15 protein-coding genes, 1 rRNA gene and 1 pseudogene are annotated in these 17,338 nt (G+C 63.8%); 14 read left to right on the plus strand and 3 right to left on the minus strand.

What is annotated here, in order from left to right; all coding sequences use genetic code 11:
* Positions 1–31: 31 nt before the first annotated feature.
* From J1N60_RS15415 to J1N60_RS15465, 8 genes and pseudogenes are all read left to right on the plus strand, one after another.
* A complete protein-coding gene (locus tag J1N60_RS15415) occupies positions 32–427 on the plus strand; it encodes a hypothetical protein (protein ID WP_312908760.1) in 396 nt (131 codons plus the stop codon).
* A gap of 70 nt (positions 428–497) precedes the next feature.
* On the plus strand, positions 498–1,037 hold the full coding sequence (gene msrA, locus J1N60_RS15420) for a peptide-methionine (S)-S-oxide reductase MsrA (RefSeq protein ID WP_312908762.1): 540 nt from the start codon (positions 498–500) through the stop codon (positions 1,035–1,037).
* An 84-nt stretch (positions 1,038–1,121) separates the two neighbouring features.
* Complete coding sequence (locus J1N60_RS15425; protein ID WP_312908764.1) at positions 1,122–1,874, plus strand: helix-turn-helix transcriptional regulator; 753 nt, start codon at positions 1,122–1,124, stop codon at positions 1,872–1,874.
* A 67-nt stretch (positions 1,875–1,941) separates the two neighbouring features.
* Entirely contained in the window at positions 1,942–2,718 is a 777-nt protein-coding gene (locus J1N60_RS15430; RefSeq protein ID WP_312908766.1) for a cob(I)yrinic acid a,c-diamide adenosyltransferase, read from the plus strand.
* Between the two features lie 105 nt (positions 2,719–2,823).
* Positions 2,824–3,588, plus strand: coding sequence for an ABC transporter ATP-binding protein (locus J1N60_RS15435; RefSeq protein WP_312908768.1), 765 nt, complete (start codon positions 2,824–2,826; stop codon positions 3,586–3,588).
* A 102-nt stretch (positions 3,589–3,690) separates the two neighbouring features.
* Positions 3,691–5,122: pseudogene (locus tag J1N60_RS20690) on the plus strand (hypothetical protein).
* 51 nt (positions 5,123–5,173) lie between these two features.
* A complete protein-coding gene (locus J1N60_RS15460) occupies positions 5,174–6,568 on the plus strand; it encodes a bifunctional metallophosphatase/5'-nucleotidase (RefSeq protein WP_312908775.1) in 1,395 nt (464 codons plus the stop codon).
* A gap of 35 nt (positions 6,569–6,603) precedes the next feature.
* Positions 6,604–7,014 carry a universal stress protein gene (locus tag J1N60_RS15465; RefSeq protein ID WP_312908776.1) on the plus strand — a complete coding sequence of 137 codons (411 nt, stop codon included), beginning with the start codon at positions 6,604–6,606 and terminating at the stop codon, positions 7,012–7,014.
* Between the two features lie 140 nt (positions 7,015–7,154).
* On the opposite strand, the gene J1N60_RS15470 is transcribed toward J1N60_RS15465, so the two are convergent.
* Positions 7,155–8,156 carry a mechanosensitive ion channel family protein gene (locus tag J1N60_RS15470; RefSeq protein WP_312908777.1) on the minus strand — a complete coding sequence of 334 codons (1,002 nt, stop codon included), beginning with the start codon at positions 8,154–8,156 and terminating at the stop codon, positions 7,155–7,157.
* Between the two features lie 126 nt (positions 8,157–8,282).
* Between J1N60_RS15470 and trmB the strand changes: the two genes are divergently transcribed.
* Together trmB and J1N60_RS15480 are read left to right on the plus strand one after the other, a co-directional pair.
* Positions 8,283–9,341, plus strand: coding sequence for an HTH-type sugar sensing transcriptional regulator TrmB (trmB, locus tag J1N60_RS15475; RefSeq protein WP_312908779.1), 1,059 nt, complete (start codon positions 8,283–8,285; stop codon positions 9,339–9,341).
* Positions 9,342–9,552: 211 nt separating this feature from the next.
* Positions 9,553–10,644 carry an aminopeptidase gene (locus tag J1N60_RS15480; RefSeq protein WP_312908780.1) on the plus strand — a complete coding sequence of 364 codons (1,092 nt, stop codon included), beginning with the start codon at positions 9,553–9,555 and terminating at the stop codon, positions 10,642–10,644.
* 166 nt (positions 10,645–10,810) lie between these two features.
* On the opposite strand, the gene J1N60_RS15485 is transcribed toward J1N60_RS15480, so the two are convergent.
* Positions 10,811–11,428 carry a hypothetical protein gene (locus J1N60_RS15485; RefSeq protein ID WP_312908782.1) on the minus strand — a complete coding sequence of 206 codons (618 nt, stop codon included), beginning with the start codon at positions 11,426–11,428 and terminating at the stop codon, positions 10,811–10,813.
* Positions 11,429–11,620: 192 nt separating this feature from the next.
* Between J1N60_RS15485 and J1N60_RS15490 the strand changes: the two genes are divergently transcribed.
* From J1N60_RS15490 to J1N60_RS15500, 3 genes are all read left to right on the plus strand, one after another.
* A complete protein-coding gene (locus J1N60_RS15490) occupies positions 11,621–12,010 on the plus strand; it encodes a ribbon-helix-helix domain-containing protein (protein ID WP_312908783.1) in 390 nt (129 codons plus the stop codon).
* A gap of 46 nt (positions 12,011–12,056) precedes the next feature.
* Positions 12,057–12,296, plus strand: a complete 240-nt coding sequence (locus tag J1N60_RS15495) for a DUF5816 domain-containing protein (RefSeq protein WP_312908784.1) — start codon at positions 12,057–12,059, stop codon at positions 12,294–12,296.
* A 112-nt stretch (positions 12,297–12,408) separates the two neighbouring features.
* Positions 12,409–12,714 carry a DUF7116 family protein gene (locus tag J1N60_RS15500; protein WP_312912605.1) on the plus strand — a complete coding sequence of 102 codons (306 nt, stop codon included), beginning with the start codon at positions 12,409–12,411 and terminating at the stop codon, positions 12,712–12,714.
* Between the two features lie 19 nt (positions 12,715–12,733).
* Here J1N60_RS15500 and J1N60_RS15505 read toward each other — a convergent pair whose 3' ends face one another.
* Positions 12,734–13,936 (minus strand): pyridoxal-phosphate-dependent aminotransferase family protein, encoded by a 1,203-nt coding sequence (locus J1N60_RS15505; RefSeq protein WP_312908786.1) that lies wholly within the window; start codon positions 13,934–13,936, stop codon positions 12,734–12,736.
* A gap of 350 nt (positions 13,937–14,286) precedes the next feature.
* On the opposite strand from J1N60_RS15505, the gene J1N60_RS15510 reads away from it, so the two are divergent.
* Positions 14,287–17,205: ribosomal RNA gene (locus tag J1N60_RS15510) — 23S ribosomal RNA — on the plus strand.
* Positions 17,206–17,338: the final 133 nt, after the last annotated feature.

Genomic DNA, 17,338 nt, shown 5'->3' on the forward strand with positions numbered 1-17,338 from the left:
CTTTTGCCCCGATCGGTCCTTGCTCGAGGTGATGGTCATGGCACTTCCCGCCCAGCTCGTGGTCGCCCTCGTCGGCGCCGTGCTCGTCGCCGTCGCCACCATCGTCGTCTACCGGGACGCCGACCGCCTCGGGTTCGAGCGCCCGTGGCTGTGGGCCGCCGTCGTCGCCGCTCCGATGCTCCTCGCGCTGTCGCTCCACATCGTGATCGGAACCGTCCCGATCCCGGGCCTGCTCGTGCTCGTGGTCTCGGGGCTCGCCTTCTACGCGTTCGAACGCGATGATGCGGTCCACGGCGACGAGACCGCCGACCCACACGTCCTCCCCGGTGGACCGGGCGCAGGTGAGGGGGCTCCAGCCAGCGAATCCGGGCCGGAGGGTGACGAAGACGGGGCCGAAGGCGAGGATGTCGGAGACGAAGATCGGTGACCGGAGCCTGAACGCCCGAGACACGAAACTGGCCCGTCACACCTTTTGCCAGCCAGCACGTACGACGCCCATGGAACGAGCGACCGTCGGCGGCGGCTGTTTCTGGTGTGTCGAGGCGGCGTACAAAGAACTCGAGGGAATCGAGTCGGTCACGTCGGGCTACGCGGGGGGCCACGTCGAGGATCCGAGCTACGAGGCCGTCTGCAGGGGCGAGACCGGCCACGCGGAGGTCGTCCAGCTCGAGTACGACCCCGACGTGATCGGGTACGACGAGATTCTCGAGGTCTTCTTCACCGTCCACGATCCGACGCAGGTGAACCGACAGGGACCGGACGTCGGCACCCAGTACCGGTCGGCCATCTTCACGCACGACGACGAGCAACGCGAACTCGCGACAGCGTTTATCGAGGAACTCGAGGCTGAGGGCGTCTACGACGACGAAATTGCGACCGAGGTCGAGTCGCTCGAGGCGTTCTACGAGGCCGAGGCGTATCACCAGGATTACTTCGAGAAGAACCCTACGGACGCCTACTGTCGGATGCACGCCGCACCCAAGATCGACAAGGTTCGCGAGCGGTTCACCGAGCGCGTAGCCGAATCGACGCAGTAACGAGTGGCAGACGGAACTGTTTCGAACCTGGCAACGCCCGAGAGTTATTACTCCCTCGCCACGAACCACGAGACGAACTGATGCATGGACGAATTACTCGCGGCGCGAAACGCCCTCCTCGAAGCCCTCCTCGAGACGCCACGGACCAAACCCCAACTCGTCGAGCAGCTGTCCACGTCCCGGTCGACGGTCGACCGCGGAATCGCGTCGTTGCTCGAGACCGGGTGTATCGAACGACGCGACTCGGCGTACCTCGCGACCGAGACTGGCCGACTCGCCTGTCGCGCTCGACAGGACTACCTCGCCGACCTGGAGCAGATCGAACGGGCCGAGCCCATCCTGGCGGAACTCCCTCTCGAATCGATCGACCTGTCGTTCATTCGCGAGGCATCGATCGACGTGCCGAGTCCGCAGGCGCCGTGGACGGCCCTCGAGACGAGCATGCGGTACATCCGCGAAGCGTCGGCGGTGTACGGCACGGCCCCAGTGGTCTTCGACCTCTACTTCGACGAGTTCCTGGAGTCGATCGAGAACGGCGGGTTACGCGCGGAACTGATCCTCGACCGGAACCTGTTTTCCTCCCTCGACGACGAGCAGCACGACCGACTTCGCGAGATCATCGAAGCGGACTGCGGCCGGCTGTACACGACCCCGCTCGAGGCACCGTACGCCGTCTGGATCGCCGAAGGTGAGACCGTCGTCGCCGGACTAACGGTGTACTCCGAGAACGGGCTCGCGGGCGTCCTCCGAACCGACGACCCCGAGAGGGTCGACTGGGTTCGCGCACGGTACCGCGAACGCCGAGCCGAGTCCGAACTCGTCTGGGACCCCGACTGAGGCCGGTCGAGGCGGGGGAGGCGGTTGGGAGCACAAACGGTTAGGTCGTGACGGTCCGAGTTGACTCATGGACGAACCAGCGGCGAACGGCGGCGAACGTGAGGCCGACAGCGACGGCGAGAAGGAGGGTGATATTGACGGCGGGCCGGAGACAGAGGTCGACGTCGACAACGAGTCCGACGTCTTCGAGAACACTCCTGGCGGCGGAACCACGCCCGCCGCTCGACCGATCACGCCAGACGCCCCCACGGCGTTCGGCCTGGTGCAGGTGTGGTGGGGCGACGGCAAGGGAAAGACCACGGCTGCGATGGGGATGGGACTACGGGCTGCGGGAAACGGCTTTCGGGTCCACATGCTCCAGTTCATGAAAGGCGGCGCCTCGAGCGTCGAGGCCGTCCGCGGCGAGTACAACGCCATCGAGGCGCTCCCCGGGTTCAGCTACGAGAACCTCGGCCACTACGGCTGGCACGGGATGGCCGACGGGAGCGACGACGTCGACCACGAGCGCGAGGCCCGATCCGGACTCGAGCGCGCTCGCGACCTGGTGTCGGCGGCGAACGAAGCTGACCTGACGACGCCGTTTCCGCTCGATTCCGATCCCGACGAGGGCGTCCACATGCTCGTTCTCGACGAGATCCTCTACGCCGTCGAAAGCGACCTCATCGAGCCCGAGTCCGTGATCGAACTTCTCGACGACAAGCCCGACTCGCTCGAGGTCGTACTCACGGGCGGTCACGCCGAACCGGTATACCTCCTCGAGCACGCCGACCTCGTGACGGAGGTCGCCAAGCGTCGTCACCCCTTCGACGACGGCCAGCGAGCACGGCGCGGGACGGAGTACTGACGCGGGACGGAGTACTGACTATCCGAAACCGACCCGCCGTGCTGTCACTCCTCGACAAAACGGACAGTACAGTTATGGGGAACGCCCGACGAATCGTCCACAGCAATGGTCGCGCTCCGCGTCGCCGGGCTCGAGAAGTCGTTCGGCTCGGTGACCGCACTTTCGGGGATGGATTTCGCCGTCGAGTCGGGCGAACTCTTCGGCTTTCTCGGCCCTAACGGCGCCGGCAAGACGACGACGATCGGCATCCTCACGGGCCGACTCGCGCCCGACGCGGGCGAAGTGTCCGTGCTGGGGACCGATCCCACGACCGAGCCGGTCGAGACGCGCCGGCGGGTCGGAATCCTCCCCGAGCAACAGTCGCCGCCGAGCTTCCTGACGCCGCGCGAGTACTTCGAGTTTGTGGGCTCGATTCGCGGGCTCGAGCCCGAAACCGTTTCCGCCCGCGTCGACACCTGGGCCGACCGCCTCGGCTTCGCGAGCAAACTCGAGACGCTGCATACCGATCTCTCGCGAGGCCAACAGCAAAAGGTCATGATCACGCAGGCGTTCCTCCACGGACCCGACCTCGTCTTCATCGACGAACCGCTCGTCAACCTCGACCCGCTCGTCCAGGAACGGGTGAAGGCGTTCCTGCTCGAGTACGTCGACCGCGGACACACGATCTTCGTGTCGACGCACAACGTCGACGTCGCGGAAGCCATCTGCACTCGTGTCGGGTTCGTTGCCGACGGGACCTGCCGGATCGTCGAGACGACCCCCGACGGTGGTGGACTTCGCGAGCAGTTCCTCGCGTACGTCGAGACGACCGACTCGGAGGACGTGCCGACGCTCGAGGACGAGGGCTCGAGTCCGGTGGCGCGCCAGTAGCCCTGCCCACGCACTCACGCGCTCACGCACTACCGTACTCACACCCACACCCGACCACACTCACGCACTCACACTCAACTACACTCACGCACTACTGAACCAATGACCGCGTCCCACGACTGGCTCGTCTTCCGCGCGCTCGCCCTCGAGGAGTGGCGACTCCACGCCCGTCTGTTCGGCGGCCGACGGTTCTACGCCTTTCCACTCGTCGTCGCCGCCCTCGTCGTCGCCGGCGGGGTCGCCCTGCGCGAGACGGGCTACGCGACCGACTCGATCCTGGCCGGCGTCCACGTCGCGGCCCTCGCCTTCGGCCTCTACAGCGGCACCGCCGCCTTCGCCGGCTCGGACATGCTCGAGAACGTCATCGGCGACCTCTCCTTGCTCCTCTCGAGCGCGGACACCCTGCCGCTATCCCGGCGACGGTTGCTCGCACACTTCCTGCTGAAGGACGCCCTCTTCTACGGGGTGACGATGATTCTGCCGCTCTCGCTGGTGGTCGTCCCGCTCGAGGGGCTCTCGGTCTCGACGCCCTGGGGCGTCATCGGGCTCTGGCTCTCGCTGTGGTTCCTCTTCGCTGCCGGAATGACGGCGACGGGCACCCTCATCGCCCTTCGAACCCGAGGACTCTCGACCCGGGGCGGACTGCTCGGCGCCCTCGCAGTCGGCGGCGCGTGGTTGGTCGCGGGCCGCCCACGCCCGTCCGTCTCCGTGACCGACCTCGTCCTGACCGGGGTGCCGCTCTGGCTAACTGTCTCCCTCGTCGCCGTGCTCGTCGTGACCGCCGCACTCTCCGTGCGAGTCTACGACCCCGCGTACGCGCGCCCGATGCGGACGCACCGCCAGCGCTTTCGTCCGCTCGAGTCCCTGCCCGGAAGCGACCCCCTCGTCGCGAAGACGCTGCTCGACCTGGCGCGCTCGAGCGGCGGCGTCTGGAAGCCGCTCGTGTCGGTGGGAATCCTCCTTGGCCTCGTCGTCGTGCTCGTCGGGGTCGTTCGAGACGGCGTCGGGATCGAACCCGCGCTCGGCCCGTTCTTCGGGAGCGTGCTCGGCCTGTCGGCCTTCACGACCTACAACTGGCTGACCCAGTTCGACGCAGTCGAGTCCTACGCGGCCTACCCTGTCTCGGTCGCGGCAGTCTTTCGGGCGAAGCGAGTCGCCTTCTACCTCGTCGGCCTCCCGACGATGACGCTCGCCTACCTCGTCGCGCTCGCCTGGGCGCGACCGCCGCTTCTCGATGCCGTCGTCGGGTTCGTACTCCTCGTCGGCCTCGCGCTGTACTACTACGGCTTGACCGTCTTCGTCGCCGGCTTCGACCCCGAACGAGTTCCTCTTCGACGCGGTCCGGTTCGGCGCGTTCACCCTCGGTGTCGCCGTGGCGCTGGTGCCGACGCTCGTGATCGGGTTCGTCGCCGCGCCACTGACCACCGCCGTCGCGGCCGCACTGACCGTGATCGGCTGTATCGCCGGGGTTCTCGGGTGGCGGCTCGCCATCCGTTCGGAGCCGCGGTGGACGCGACGGTATCGCCGCGGGTGACGATGACCCAAACCGACGGAGCAAAGACCATCGAATCGAAAGGATCGGCGAATGCCCGCTCGCGTCCTCCAGTACTCCGACGTCGAAAACGCCTGCGACGAGCCCGCACGGATCGGTCGGCTCGCGACCGCCCTCCACCAGTACCGGGACGCGGACACGATAGTCGTCGGGACCGGCGACAACACGGCACCCGGCGTGTTGCCGCTCGTGATGGAGGGAAGACAGGCCCTGGAATTTTACGACGCCGTCGACCCCGATCTCGAGACCTTCGGCAACCACGACTTCGATTTCGGCGTCGACGCGACCCGCGAGGTCGTTCGACGCTCCCCCCAGGCCTGGCTGAGCGCGAACGTGCAGCGCAACGGTGGGCCGTTCGGGTCGGACGTGGGCGTCCGGCCGTGGACCGTCCTCGAGCGAAACGAGACGCGGATCGGCTTCACGGGAGTGACGACGCCGCGGACGGTGTCGCTGAACCCGGTGGCGACGGACATCGACGTTCACGACCCCGTCGAGACGGCGCGGGCGGCGATCGATTCCCTCCGCGACGAGGGGGTCGACTACGTCGTTGTCTGTTCGCACCTCGGGCGGGGCGACGACGCCCTCGCTCGGCAGGTCGATGCCGACGTCGTCCTCGGCGGGCACGTCCCGAGCGCCCGGAACGAGGTCGTCGAAGGGACGCTCCTCACGCGACCCGGCGACGGCGGGACGGCGATCGTAGACCTCTCGTTCGAACGCGACGGTCCGACCGCGACGATTCGGCGGACGACCGGACTCGAGCCGCACGTGGACGTGGTCCGGTCGTTCGAAGCCCTCCAGGCCGAGACGGGTCTCGACGACGTGATCGCCCGCGTCGACGAGCCGCTCGACCGGTCCGAGACGACGCTCTTTGGCGGCGAGGCCAAGCTCGGCAACTTCGTCACCGACGCCTACCGCTGGAAGACCGGGGCCGACGTCGCCATCCAGAACAGCGGTGGGCTCAGGACCGGGACGACGCTCTCGGGTGACGTCACGGTTGCCGACGTGATCAGCCTCGTCCCGTTCGAGGAACCCGTCGCCGTCGCCGAAGTCAGCGGCTCGACCCTCGAGGCCATCTTCGAGGGGAGTGCCGGACTCGACCTGGGCTTCGCCGAACCGGACTGGTGGCACGCCCAGGTGAGTGGCGCCGTCCTCGAGTGGGATCCGACGGATCACTCCGTTACGGTCGACAGCGTCGGCGGGGATCCCCTCGACCCTGACCAGCGTTACCGCGTGGCAACCTCCGATTACCTCTTTCACACCGACGACGAGTTTCCCGCGCTCGACCCGGCGGACCGCGTCGAACGAACCGAGGTTTGCCAGTACGACGTGCTGGTCGAATACGCCAGACGGCACGGCATCGACCCCGCTATCGAGGGGCGCGTGCGTCGACTCGAATCACGACTCGAGTCGAGCGAACGCACCGAGTGAAACGTTTACCACTACGGACCGCGTTTCCTCTCCTGATGACACTGGTCGTGGTCCCCGTTCGGTACCCATTAACGAACAATTCTCGCCGCACGCTCGAGGAGGCCATCGAGGTCGCCAGGGAGCGGAACGCGGCTCTCTCGGTGCTGCACGTCAATCTCTATCAGAACGGAAAGACGGTGACGCGGACGGATCTGAAATCGGCTGTCGAGCGCCAGTTCGGCCGTCTAGAGAACACTCGATACGTCGTCCGATCGGGATTTCTCGTCGAAGAGACGATTCTCGACGAAGTCGCCGGCGAAGAGGCGGACGTCGTCGTCGTGGGCAGCAAGCAGGTGAGCCGCTGGCGACGCATCCTCGGACGGGTGATGGACAACCCCAACATCGAACGCTACCTCAAGAACCACCTCGAGTGCGAAGTGATTACAGTCGGGCAGGCAGTCGCGTAGGCGGATTCGGGGACGCTTTTACGGCGAGAGTGTCAGTACGTTCACGGCCAGACTGTCGCCGCTCGGCATCACTTCTGTAACCCGGCTCTGGACGGCTACCGGTCGGGACCGTAGTACGGACTCCAGGGGCCGCTCGAGAGCTATTCGTTCCCGCTTCCGTCCCCATCCCCGTCGGCGACCTGTTCGTGTTTTCGGCTCGTCGGCCGTGGCTCGAGCTCGCGGTCGACCTGTGCGACCCGGGCGGTACCGCTGGTCTCGTCGAAGACGTGATGGGTGTGTGGGTAGGCGAACTCGACACCCTCTTCGCTGAACCGGTCGCGGATCGCCCGATGGACTGCCGAGCGGACGACCGTAATCTTGTACGGGTGATTCACCCAGTACCGGACCTGCAGGGTGACGCCGCTGTCGCCGTACTCGAGGACGTCACACGTCGGCGAGGCGGCGTACCGGGCGCTCCCGATGCGAATATCCGGGCCGCCGGCGATCACGTTGTCGACGCCTCGTGTCGCTCGCTCGGAGACACGTATAGCCGTCTCGAGGTCGCTCTCGTAGGTAATTTCGAACGAGACGGACAGCCGCGTCCGTTCGTCTTCGGCCGAGAAGTTGACGACGTCCCGGGCGTTGATCTCGGAGTTTGGGATGACGATGAACGTATTCTCGAGCGTGAATATTTTCGTATAACGGATCGTGATGTCCTCGACGAACCCTCGATGGCCGCTGTCGGTGACCTCGATCATGTCGCCGATTTCGTAGGGTTGGTCCGAGAGGACGAACAGGCCGTTGATCAGGCTGCCGACCAGCGGCGCGAGCACGATACCCACCATGGCCGAGATGACCGTCACCGGAAGCAGGATTTCGACGCCGGTCAGCCCGAGGATGTTGGCCGCGATCAGGACCGTGAACGCGATGACCGTGATTCGAACGGCCCGCAGGACCGTCCGTGTCACCGACGGCCGTTCGATCTTCTGGGCGATCGTTCGGCCGGTGAGGCGAACGACGACCTTCGAGAGGTACCAGCCGACGATCAGCACGAACGCGGCGAACGCCACGTCGACGACTCCGGGCGGAACCCAGTCGGGAGCGAGTGACCGCAATCCCTCCTCGAGGGCCGTCTCGTTGCCACCCGTGGCGTTCTGCAGCATACCCTCACTGTCAGGGGCGTGGTGGTTAAGCGTTCTGAAGGGTTCGACGCCGGAGTACTCCGTTCTGGAATCAGGTGCTACTCGAAACATAAGAAATGTTTTAGCGGCCGCGTTCGATGAACGCGTATGGCCACAGACGAACTGCGTTCGACGGTCGAACGCGTGGGCGATCGATTCAATCTCGGCGAGTACGAGATCGACGCCTACCTGACCGTCCTCGCACACGGACAGCTCACGGCGAGCGAGATCGCCGATCGAACCGACATCCCTCAGCCGCGCGTCTACGATACGGTACGCAGCCTGAGCGACCGCGGCCTGGTCGAACTCCGCGAATCCCGCCCGATGAAGATCGTCGCAATCGACCCCGGCGACGCGTTCGACGACGTCCAGGACGCCCTCGAGGAGATGGTCGACGAACTCGAGGCCCGGTACACCGCTCCGGCACGGGAGACCGAGGCCGTCTCCCTCGTGAAGTCGCGGTCGACGATCCTGCGTTACCTCGAGGAGATCATCGAGCAGGCCGAGTACGAACTGGCGCTGTCGCTGACGCCCGACCTGCTAATCCGCTTCGAGGACCAGCTCCGGGCGGCGACGAGCGCCGACGTCAGCGTCGATCTGATCGTGACGCCCGCCGTGGAGGCGCCCCTCCCCGCGGAGTTCGACTACGAGGTTGTGGCGACGACGGCGCGTGCGCGACGCGGGATCACGACCCCGGTCATCGCCGTCGCCGACGGCAACTACTCGATGTACGCGACCCAGGACGCCCTCCGGGACGACCAGGACCGCTACGGCGTTATCTTCAACCGCTCCGCACTCGGCTTCCTGGTGTCGGGCTTCTTCGGCACCGTGCTCTGGACGACCGCCGAGCAAACCCTGGGCGAGAACGGCAAAGGTCGTCCCTATCCTCGGAAGTACGCCTCCATCCGCCGCTGCGTCAAGGACCTCATCGAGGACGGCGGCGAGTTCTACGCCACTATCGAGGGGCGCGATGTCGAGCGCGGAGGCTCGCGGGTCGTTCGCGGCCAGGTCGTCGACGTCTCCTTCGAGATGAGCGAGGAGGTCGCCAGCCTGACCCTCGAGACCGACGACGGCTCCGTGAGTGTCGGCGGCCGGGTCGCCGCACTCGAGGACGTCGAGGCGCACGAGATTCACATCGGCCGCCAGGAACCGCCGACGCTCGAATAGTGCTGACGTGGTGGGTGCGTCGATGGGTACGTGAGGTGGTGGGTGCGTCGATGGGTACGTCAGTGGGTATGTAATGCGGTGGGCGTATCCAATCGAACGTCGAGTCAGCGAACGATGGGACACTCGAGGAGCGAGTCGGTACCCGAACCGCGAACGCCGCCCTCGACGACCGAATGATAAAGGTTCTTGATGGAATTACCGACTAGCGGATATGGACCCACGCGTCCGCGAACACGCCGAAATCATCGTCGACCACTCCGTCGACGTACAGAAAGGCGACAACGTCAGAATCAGCGCACCGCCGATCGCCCAGGACCTCGTCGTGGCGATCCACGAACTGCTCGGCGAGCGCGGCGCCCACCCGTCGCTCAGCGCGTCGAACAGCGCCGCCAGCCGCGCCTACCGGCGAGCCGTCGATCCCGAGGACCTCGAGTGTCCCAGCCACGTCCTCGCAGCCGCCGAGGAGACGGACGTCTTCATCTCGATCCGGGCCTCGGAGAACACCTACGAGACGAGCGACGTCGACCCCGAAGTCACCGCAGCGTTCGGGCAGGCCTACAAGCCAATCCAGGACGAGGTCATGGGAAAGCGCTGGGTCGGCACCCAGTACCCCGCGCCGGGGAACGCCCAGGACGCGGAGATGAGCACCGAGGCCTACGAGGAGTTCGTCTGGGGCGCGATCACCAGAGACTGGGACGCCCAGCGGGAGTTCCAGCAGCAGCTGGTCGAGATCCTCGATCCCGCCGACGAGGTTCACATCGTGAGCGGCGACACGACGGACGTGACGATGTCAGTCGCCGGGAACCCGACGCTCAACGACTACGCGGAGAAGAACCTGCCCGGCGGCGAGGTGTTCACCGCGCCCGTCCCCGACAGCGTCGAGGGCGAGGTCCTCTTCGACAAGCCGCTGATGGCTCAAGGGCGAGAGATCACGGACGTGTACCTCGAGTTCGAGGACGGCGAAGTGGTCTCCCACGCGGCCGAGAAGAACGAGGAGGTGCTCTCGACGGTGCTCGAGACCGACGACGGCGCCCGTCGGCTCGGCGAACTCGGCATCGGGATGAACCGTGACATCACCGAGTTCACCTACAACATGCTGTTCGACGAGAAGATGGGCGATACGGTCCACATGGCGATCGGTCGCGCCTACGAGGAGACGGTCGGTGAAGGCAACGAGCGAAACGACAGTTCCGTCCACATGGACATGATCGTCGACATGAACGAGGAGTCGTTCATCGAGGTGGATGGCGAGGTCGTACAGCGAGACGGGACGTTCGTGTTCGAGGACGAGTTCGAGGGCTGAACAGCCGCTTTTTGGTCCAGCTTTTGCGAGCGAGTCGCGGGAGCGGCGAGCGAGACAAAAGGTGGGTGCAGGTCGTACAGCGAGACGGGACGTTCGTGTTCGAGGACGAGTTCGAGGGCTGAACGAACAATTTCTGGTCCAATTTTTGCGAACGAACCGCCACGGGCTACAGCCGACGCATGAACTCGGGCAAGATCCCGCGCTCTTCGGAGTCACCGCCCGTGGGCGCGGGTTCGGCGCCCAGATGGCCACTGCTCGAGTCATCGCTCGAGACGTCTGGTTCGGTCGCTGTTTCGTCCTCTGTACCCTTCTTACCTTCGTCAGTCGCGGCTACGGCCTCCTCGAACTCGTCTGACGAGTCCGGCCCGAAGTAGTACGGTTCGGTGGGCTCGAGGGTCGCCATCAACTGGAGATTGGCGTACCCGGCGATGACGAGCGCCAACGGAAAAACGACGTCCGGGAGCAGGATGACCAGGAAGACCGACAGCGGCGAGTAGACGAAGAAGGCGGCCACCCGGAACCAGTTGGCGACGTAGGCGTCGACCACGTAGGCGTAGAGGCCGTACGCGCCGATCACGACGCCGATGTCGAGGTAGAGACCGACCGGCATCCAGACCCCGCCCGCGATGACCGAGTGGGTGTAGAGGGCGATCGCTCCCGTCAGCACCGTCGCCCGGTTGACGTAGGTCTCGTCGAGGGCCATCCCGAAGACGAGGATACCCAGCTGTAACAGTGGCGCGGCGATCCACCACGGCAGCGATTCGAAGATGAGTCCAGAATACACGTGGGTCTCCCTGTCGTCGTCCGAAGAGAGCCACGGAGGCCCCTAAAACGTTCGCGCCGTTTCGAGCGTCGATACGAGTCTCGAGTCTCGAATCCTGAATCTCGAGTCTCAGCTCTCCCGTTCGAGATGGAAGTGTCACACATCATATCGTTTCCGCAACAATAATGCTGTCGTAGCAGTGAGATGGAAGGTATGGCAAAAGATACCGTCAGATATCCCGACGACGTCGTCGAAGCCATCGACAACCTCGTCGACGACGGTATGTTCGAGAGCAAATCGGAGTTCTACCGGTTCTCCGCGGAGTACGTGCTGACCCTGATCAACCCGGACCACGAGGTCGAGACGTTCAACTTCGACGAGATCAAGAGCGAGTTGAATATCGACCGACCTGCTCGAACCGAGGAGGTGGGCGCAGACGGCGGGACGTTCTTCCTCGACGCGCTCATCACCGTCCGGAAGTACGGGCTTCGCGGGAACTACGAGGACGCCGAGGACTTCATCGACATGCACTACGAACCGACCGACCAGGAGTGTCTGGTTCTCGAGGAGGTACTCGGCACCTACCGGGAACGGTCGGGCTAAGACCCGGAAGGACAGCCATTTACCCGCCGATTCCGTAGCGGGCGGTATGCAAGCGGTGGCTACTGACGATGGGGACACGGTCTACGTCGCGACGACCGACGGCGACCGCGGATCCAAAGGGCCGTTCCTGGTCGCCTACGAGAGCCGCGAGCGGGGGCGTCGCTACGGCTGGTTCTGTTCGAATTGCGAATCGATCGACAACGCGATGGACCCGATGGGACGTATCCTGTGTAACCAGTGTGGCAACCTCCGGAAACCGACCGAGTGGGACGCCGCCCACGAGTAATTACCAGAAGTCGTTGAAGGTAGCGACGTCTTTCGAGAGGTCCATTGCCTGTCGCCGTGCAAACGTTTATCATGGTGTCCGATGTAGTTCTATTCGAATGGGTCCTGTTAACATGCGACTCGTCGAGCAGGCCAGGTCGATCTTCGCTGAACTCGGCTACACGGTCGAGGGCAACGGACCGGATTTCCGGGCAGAACGGGCGTGGAAAGTCGTTCACGTCAACGCCGTCTCCGACGTCGAACAGCTTCCCCGATGCTCGGGTCAATTTCACTGTTTCGTCACCGAACCCGGTGACGTAGACGACCTCGAAGTCCGACTCGAGAGCCTGGATCCGGGCTACGAGTGGGCCATCATCGCCGCCGACGGCGAGGATTATCAGGTCGAACGCGCACCGCCAGGACCGACAGTCACTGTCTAACGACAGTCCCCGCACCCACTTATCGGAGGGCCTCACGACACGCAGCGACGCCGCCGTCCGGATCGACATCCGCACCGAAATCGTCGAGCACGTCGCCCAGCGCCGCGACGAGGAGCGTGACGTTCTCTGGACGCGCGGAGTAGCCCATACAGCCGATACGGAAGATTTCGCCGGCGAGGTCGCCTAGGCCGCCCGCAATCTCGAGGTCGTAGCGCTCGAGGAGTTCGTCACAGACTTCGCCGTCGTCGATCCCGTCCGGAACGCGGACGGCGTTGAGACTCGGGAGCCAGTACTCGTCGTCCGGGTTCATCTCGAGGCCCATCCCCTCGGCGCCGGCCTTGAGCGCGCCCGCGAGTCGGCGGTGGCGCGCCCAGCGGTTCTCGATGCCCTCTTCGGCGACCAGTCGGAGGGCCTCTCGGATCGAGTAGACGTTCGTGATTGGGGCCGTGTGATGGTACGCTCGCTCGTCGCCCCAGTACCCCTCGAGCAGCGAGAGGTCGAGGTACCACGACCGGGACGGCTCCTCGCGCGAGAGCACCTTCTCCATCGCCTCGTCGGAGAGGGTGAGCGGACTCGCTCCCGGCGGGCAGGAGAGACACTTCTGCGGCCCGGAGTAGGCCACGTCAATGTCCCACTCGTCGACGCGGAGCTCGACGCCGCCCAACGAGGTGACGGTGTCAGCGATCACGATTGCGTCGTGGTCGTGGGCCGCGGCGGTGAGTTCGGGGACGTTCGGCTGGCGAACGCCCGTGCTCGTCTCGGCGTGGACGAATCCGAACACGTCGGGATCGTGTTCCGCGAGCGCGTCCGAGACCGTCGCCGGATCGAGCGGTTCGCCCCACGGCGCGTCGACCTCGACGACCTCGCCACCCGCCCGGCGAGCCATCGACGCCATGCGGCCGCCGAAGTAGCCGTTGGTCGGGACGAGCATCGTGTCTTCCGGTTCGACGACGTTGCCGATCGCGGCCTCCATCGAGGCCGAGCCGGTCCCCGAGACGGGGATCGTCCACTGGTTGTCCGTCCGGAAGGCGTATCGGAGTAACTCCTGCACCTCGTTCATGATCTCGATGAACGAGGGATCGAGGTGCCCGACCAGGGGCGTACTCATCGCCCGAAGCACGCGCGGGTGCACGTCGCTCGGCCCCGGTCCCATCAGGGTTCGCGTCGGCGGCGTCAGTTCGCCGACCTGCGGTGCGCTCGAGTCGTCGCTAGCTGGTGGCATGGCAGAGAGTGGTGTGGGAACGACCAAAAGCGTTCACTCCCCGGCGAATCTGTGGCTGGGCTCTCGAGCGCTCCCGGGTACGTCTCGACTCGAGTAGACCCGTGTCAGTGATGATCATGTGGGGGCGTCACCAGGCGATGTCGAATCCGTGCCCTTAAGTACGTGACCGAGAGAGAATACAATCCGTAAGCAAAACCGATGCACCTCCCGGCGCAAGCGAGGGAGGGAAGGGTCGATGTCGCCAGCCGTCTACTGGTGGCAGATGAGACCGTGTGTACGTGTAGTCCAGGCGTCCACTGGACCCGTTCCCGGGTCACAACCGCTACACTTCGTGTAGCAACCGATCCGAAAGAACGTGGCTACTGTGCCAACTGGTGGATCGCTCGGCTCGAGAGCCGATGACGGACGTGCCAAGCTGCGATAAGCCCAAGGGACCCGCACGGAGGGGAAGAACTTGGGATCTCCGAATAGGAATCCTCTTGCAATTGCTTTGCGCAATGGGGAACGTCGAGAATTGAAACATCTTAGTATCGACAGGAAAAGAAAGCAAACCGCGATGTCGTTAGTAACGGCGAGTGAACCCGACACAGTCCAAACCGAAGCCCTCACGGGCAATGTGGTGTTCGGACTGACCTGCAACATCCGACCATCGACGAGAAGTCTCTTGGAATAGAGCACGAAACAGGGTGACAGTCCCGTACCGTCGATCAGTACGATGGGAGTCAGCTCCAGAGTAGCGGGGGTTGGAATTCCCTCGTGAATCCCGCGGGCATTGACCGCGAAGACTAAACACTCCTCGAGACCGATAGCGAACAAGTAGCGTGAGCGAACGCTGAAAAGCACCCCAAAAAGGGAGGTGCAATAGGGCGTGAACTCAGTTGGCGATAGAGCGACGGGGCATACAAGGTCCCTCTCAGAATGAACCAGGTGCGAACCTGTAGTAAGCCGAGAGGGAAGCCGGTGTTCCGTCGTGCGTTTTGAAAAACGAACCAGAGAGTGTGCCTGTCTGACGAGTCTAACCCGAGTATCGGGGAAGGCAGAGGGAAACCGATATGACCGCAGTCTTACGACCAGGGTCACCGTGTTCAAGCGCGGGGAGTCAGGCGGGCACGACCCGAAACCGGATGATCTAGGCATGGGCAGGGTGAAGCGTGGCGAAAGCCACGTGGAGGCCCGCTAGCGTTGGTGTCCTACAATACCCTCGCGTGACCTATGTCTAGGGGTGAAAGGCCCATCGAATCCGGAAACAGCTGGTTCCAACCGAAACATGTCGAAGCATGACCTTCACCGAGGTAGTTCGTGAGGTAGAGCGACGGATTGGGGGACCGGACTCCGAGAGGAGTTCGCCCCCCTGTCCAACTCCGAACTTACGAACGCCGTCGACGTGAGGAGTCCGGTGCGCGGGGTAAGCCTGTGTACCGTGAGGGAGACAACCCAGAGCTGGGTTAAGGTCCCCAAGTATGGACTAAGTGCGATCGAAGGTGGTCGCAAGCCCTAGACAGCCGGGAGGTGAGCTTAGAAGCAGCTACCCTCTAAGAAAAGCGTAACAGCTTACCGGCCGAGGTTTGCGGCGCCGAAAATGATCGGGGCTCAAGTCCATCACCGAGACCTAGCGACGTGCGTCACCGCACGATTCCGTAGGTTGGCGTACTGTTCGGGTGGAAGCACGGAAGAGATTTCGTGTGGACCGTGCAGTAACGAAAATTCTGGTCATAGTAGCAGCGTTAGTCGGGTGAGAACCCCGACGGCCGAACGAGTAAGGGTTCCTCAGCAATGCTAATCAGCTGAGGGTTAGCCGGTCCTAAGTCAGCCCGCAAGTCGAAGCTGACAAAAGGGAAATAGGTTAATATTCCTATGCCAGTGTGCACTCAAAGCCGACGCTTTGGGGTCGCCTCTCCCGGGCTTTCGCCCGGGTGAACAGTCCAAGACCGTGGAAGCCGTAATGGCACGAAGCGGTCGAACGGCTGGATAACGCAAGAGAGGTCAACCCAGAGCCCGTGAAAAGGCAAGCACACTGTCCGTACCGAGATCCGACACAGGTACTCGTGGCGGCGAAAGCCAAGGTCTGTCGGGAGCAACCGACGTTAGGGAATTCGGCAAGTTAGTCCCGTACGTTCGCAATAAGGGATGCCTGCCACGGAAAGTGGCAGGTCGCAGTGACTCGGGCGCTCCAACTGTCTAGTAACAACATAGGTGACCGCAAATCCGTAAGGACTCGTACGGTCACTGAATCCTGCCCAGTGCAGGTATCTGAACACCCCGTACAAGGGGACGAAGGACCTGTTAACGGCGGGGGTAACTATGACCCTCTTAAGGTAGCGTAGTACCTTGCCGCTTTAGTAGCGGCTTGCATGAATGGATCAATGAGAGCGCCACTGTCCCAACGTTGGGCCCGGTGAACTGTACATTCCAGTGCGGAGTCTGGAGACCCCCAAGGGGAAGCGAAGACCCTATAGAGCTTTACTGCAGGCTGTCACTGAGACGTGGTCGCCATTGTGCAGCATAGGTAGGAGCCGTTACACAGGTACCCGCGCCAGCGGGCCACCGAGGCATCACTGAAATACTACCCGATGGTGACTGCGACTCTCACTCCTGGCGGAGGACACTGGTAGCCGGGCAGTTTGACTGGGGCGGTACGCGCTTGAAAAGATATCGAGCGCGCCCCAAGGTTTCCTCACTCGGGTCGGAGACCCGAGAAAGAGCGCAAGAGCATACGGAAGCCTGACAGTGTCCGGCACAACAACGGACGCTGACGCGAAAGCGTGGTCTAGCGAACCAATTAGCCCGCCCAATGCGGGCAATTGCTGACAGAAAAGCTACCTTAGGGATAACAGAGTCGTCACCCGCAAGAGCACATATCGACCGGGTGGCTTGCTACCTCGATGTCGGTTCCCTCCATCCTGCCTGTGCAGAAGCAGGCAAGGGTGAGGTTGTTCGCCTATTAAAGGAGGTCGTGAGCTGGGTTTAGACCGTCGTGAGACAGGTCGGCTGCTATCTATTGGGGGTGTAACGGTATCTGACGGGAACGTTCGTATAGTACGAGAGGAACTCCGAATGGGTGCCACTCGTGTACCGGCTGTCCGAGAGGGCACGTGCCGGGCAGCGACGCACCACGGGGTAAGAGCTGAACGCATCTAAGCTCGAAACCCACCCGAAAAAGAGATGCCACCGAGATCACTCGTAGAAGACGAGTTCGATAGACTCGGGGTGTACGCACCGAGGCAACGAGGTGTTGAGCCCGCGAGCACTAACCGATCGAGCCACCATTCATTTCGCATGGATCAACCCGTAAGAACGGGTCCAGGCGCTAATTGGACTACACGTACATAACGGTCACAGAGACCAAGACATCGGACACCGTACACCGACCCTGGCAGTATCGCGGTTCGACTCCGCGAGTCG

The sequence above is a fragment of the Natronosalvus caseinilyticus genome (assembly GCF_017357105.1).
In the GTDB taxonomy this organism is placed as follows: domain Archaea; phylum Halobacteriota; class Halobacteria; order Halobacteriales; family Natrialbaceae; genus Natronosalvus; species Natronosalvus caseinilyticus.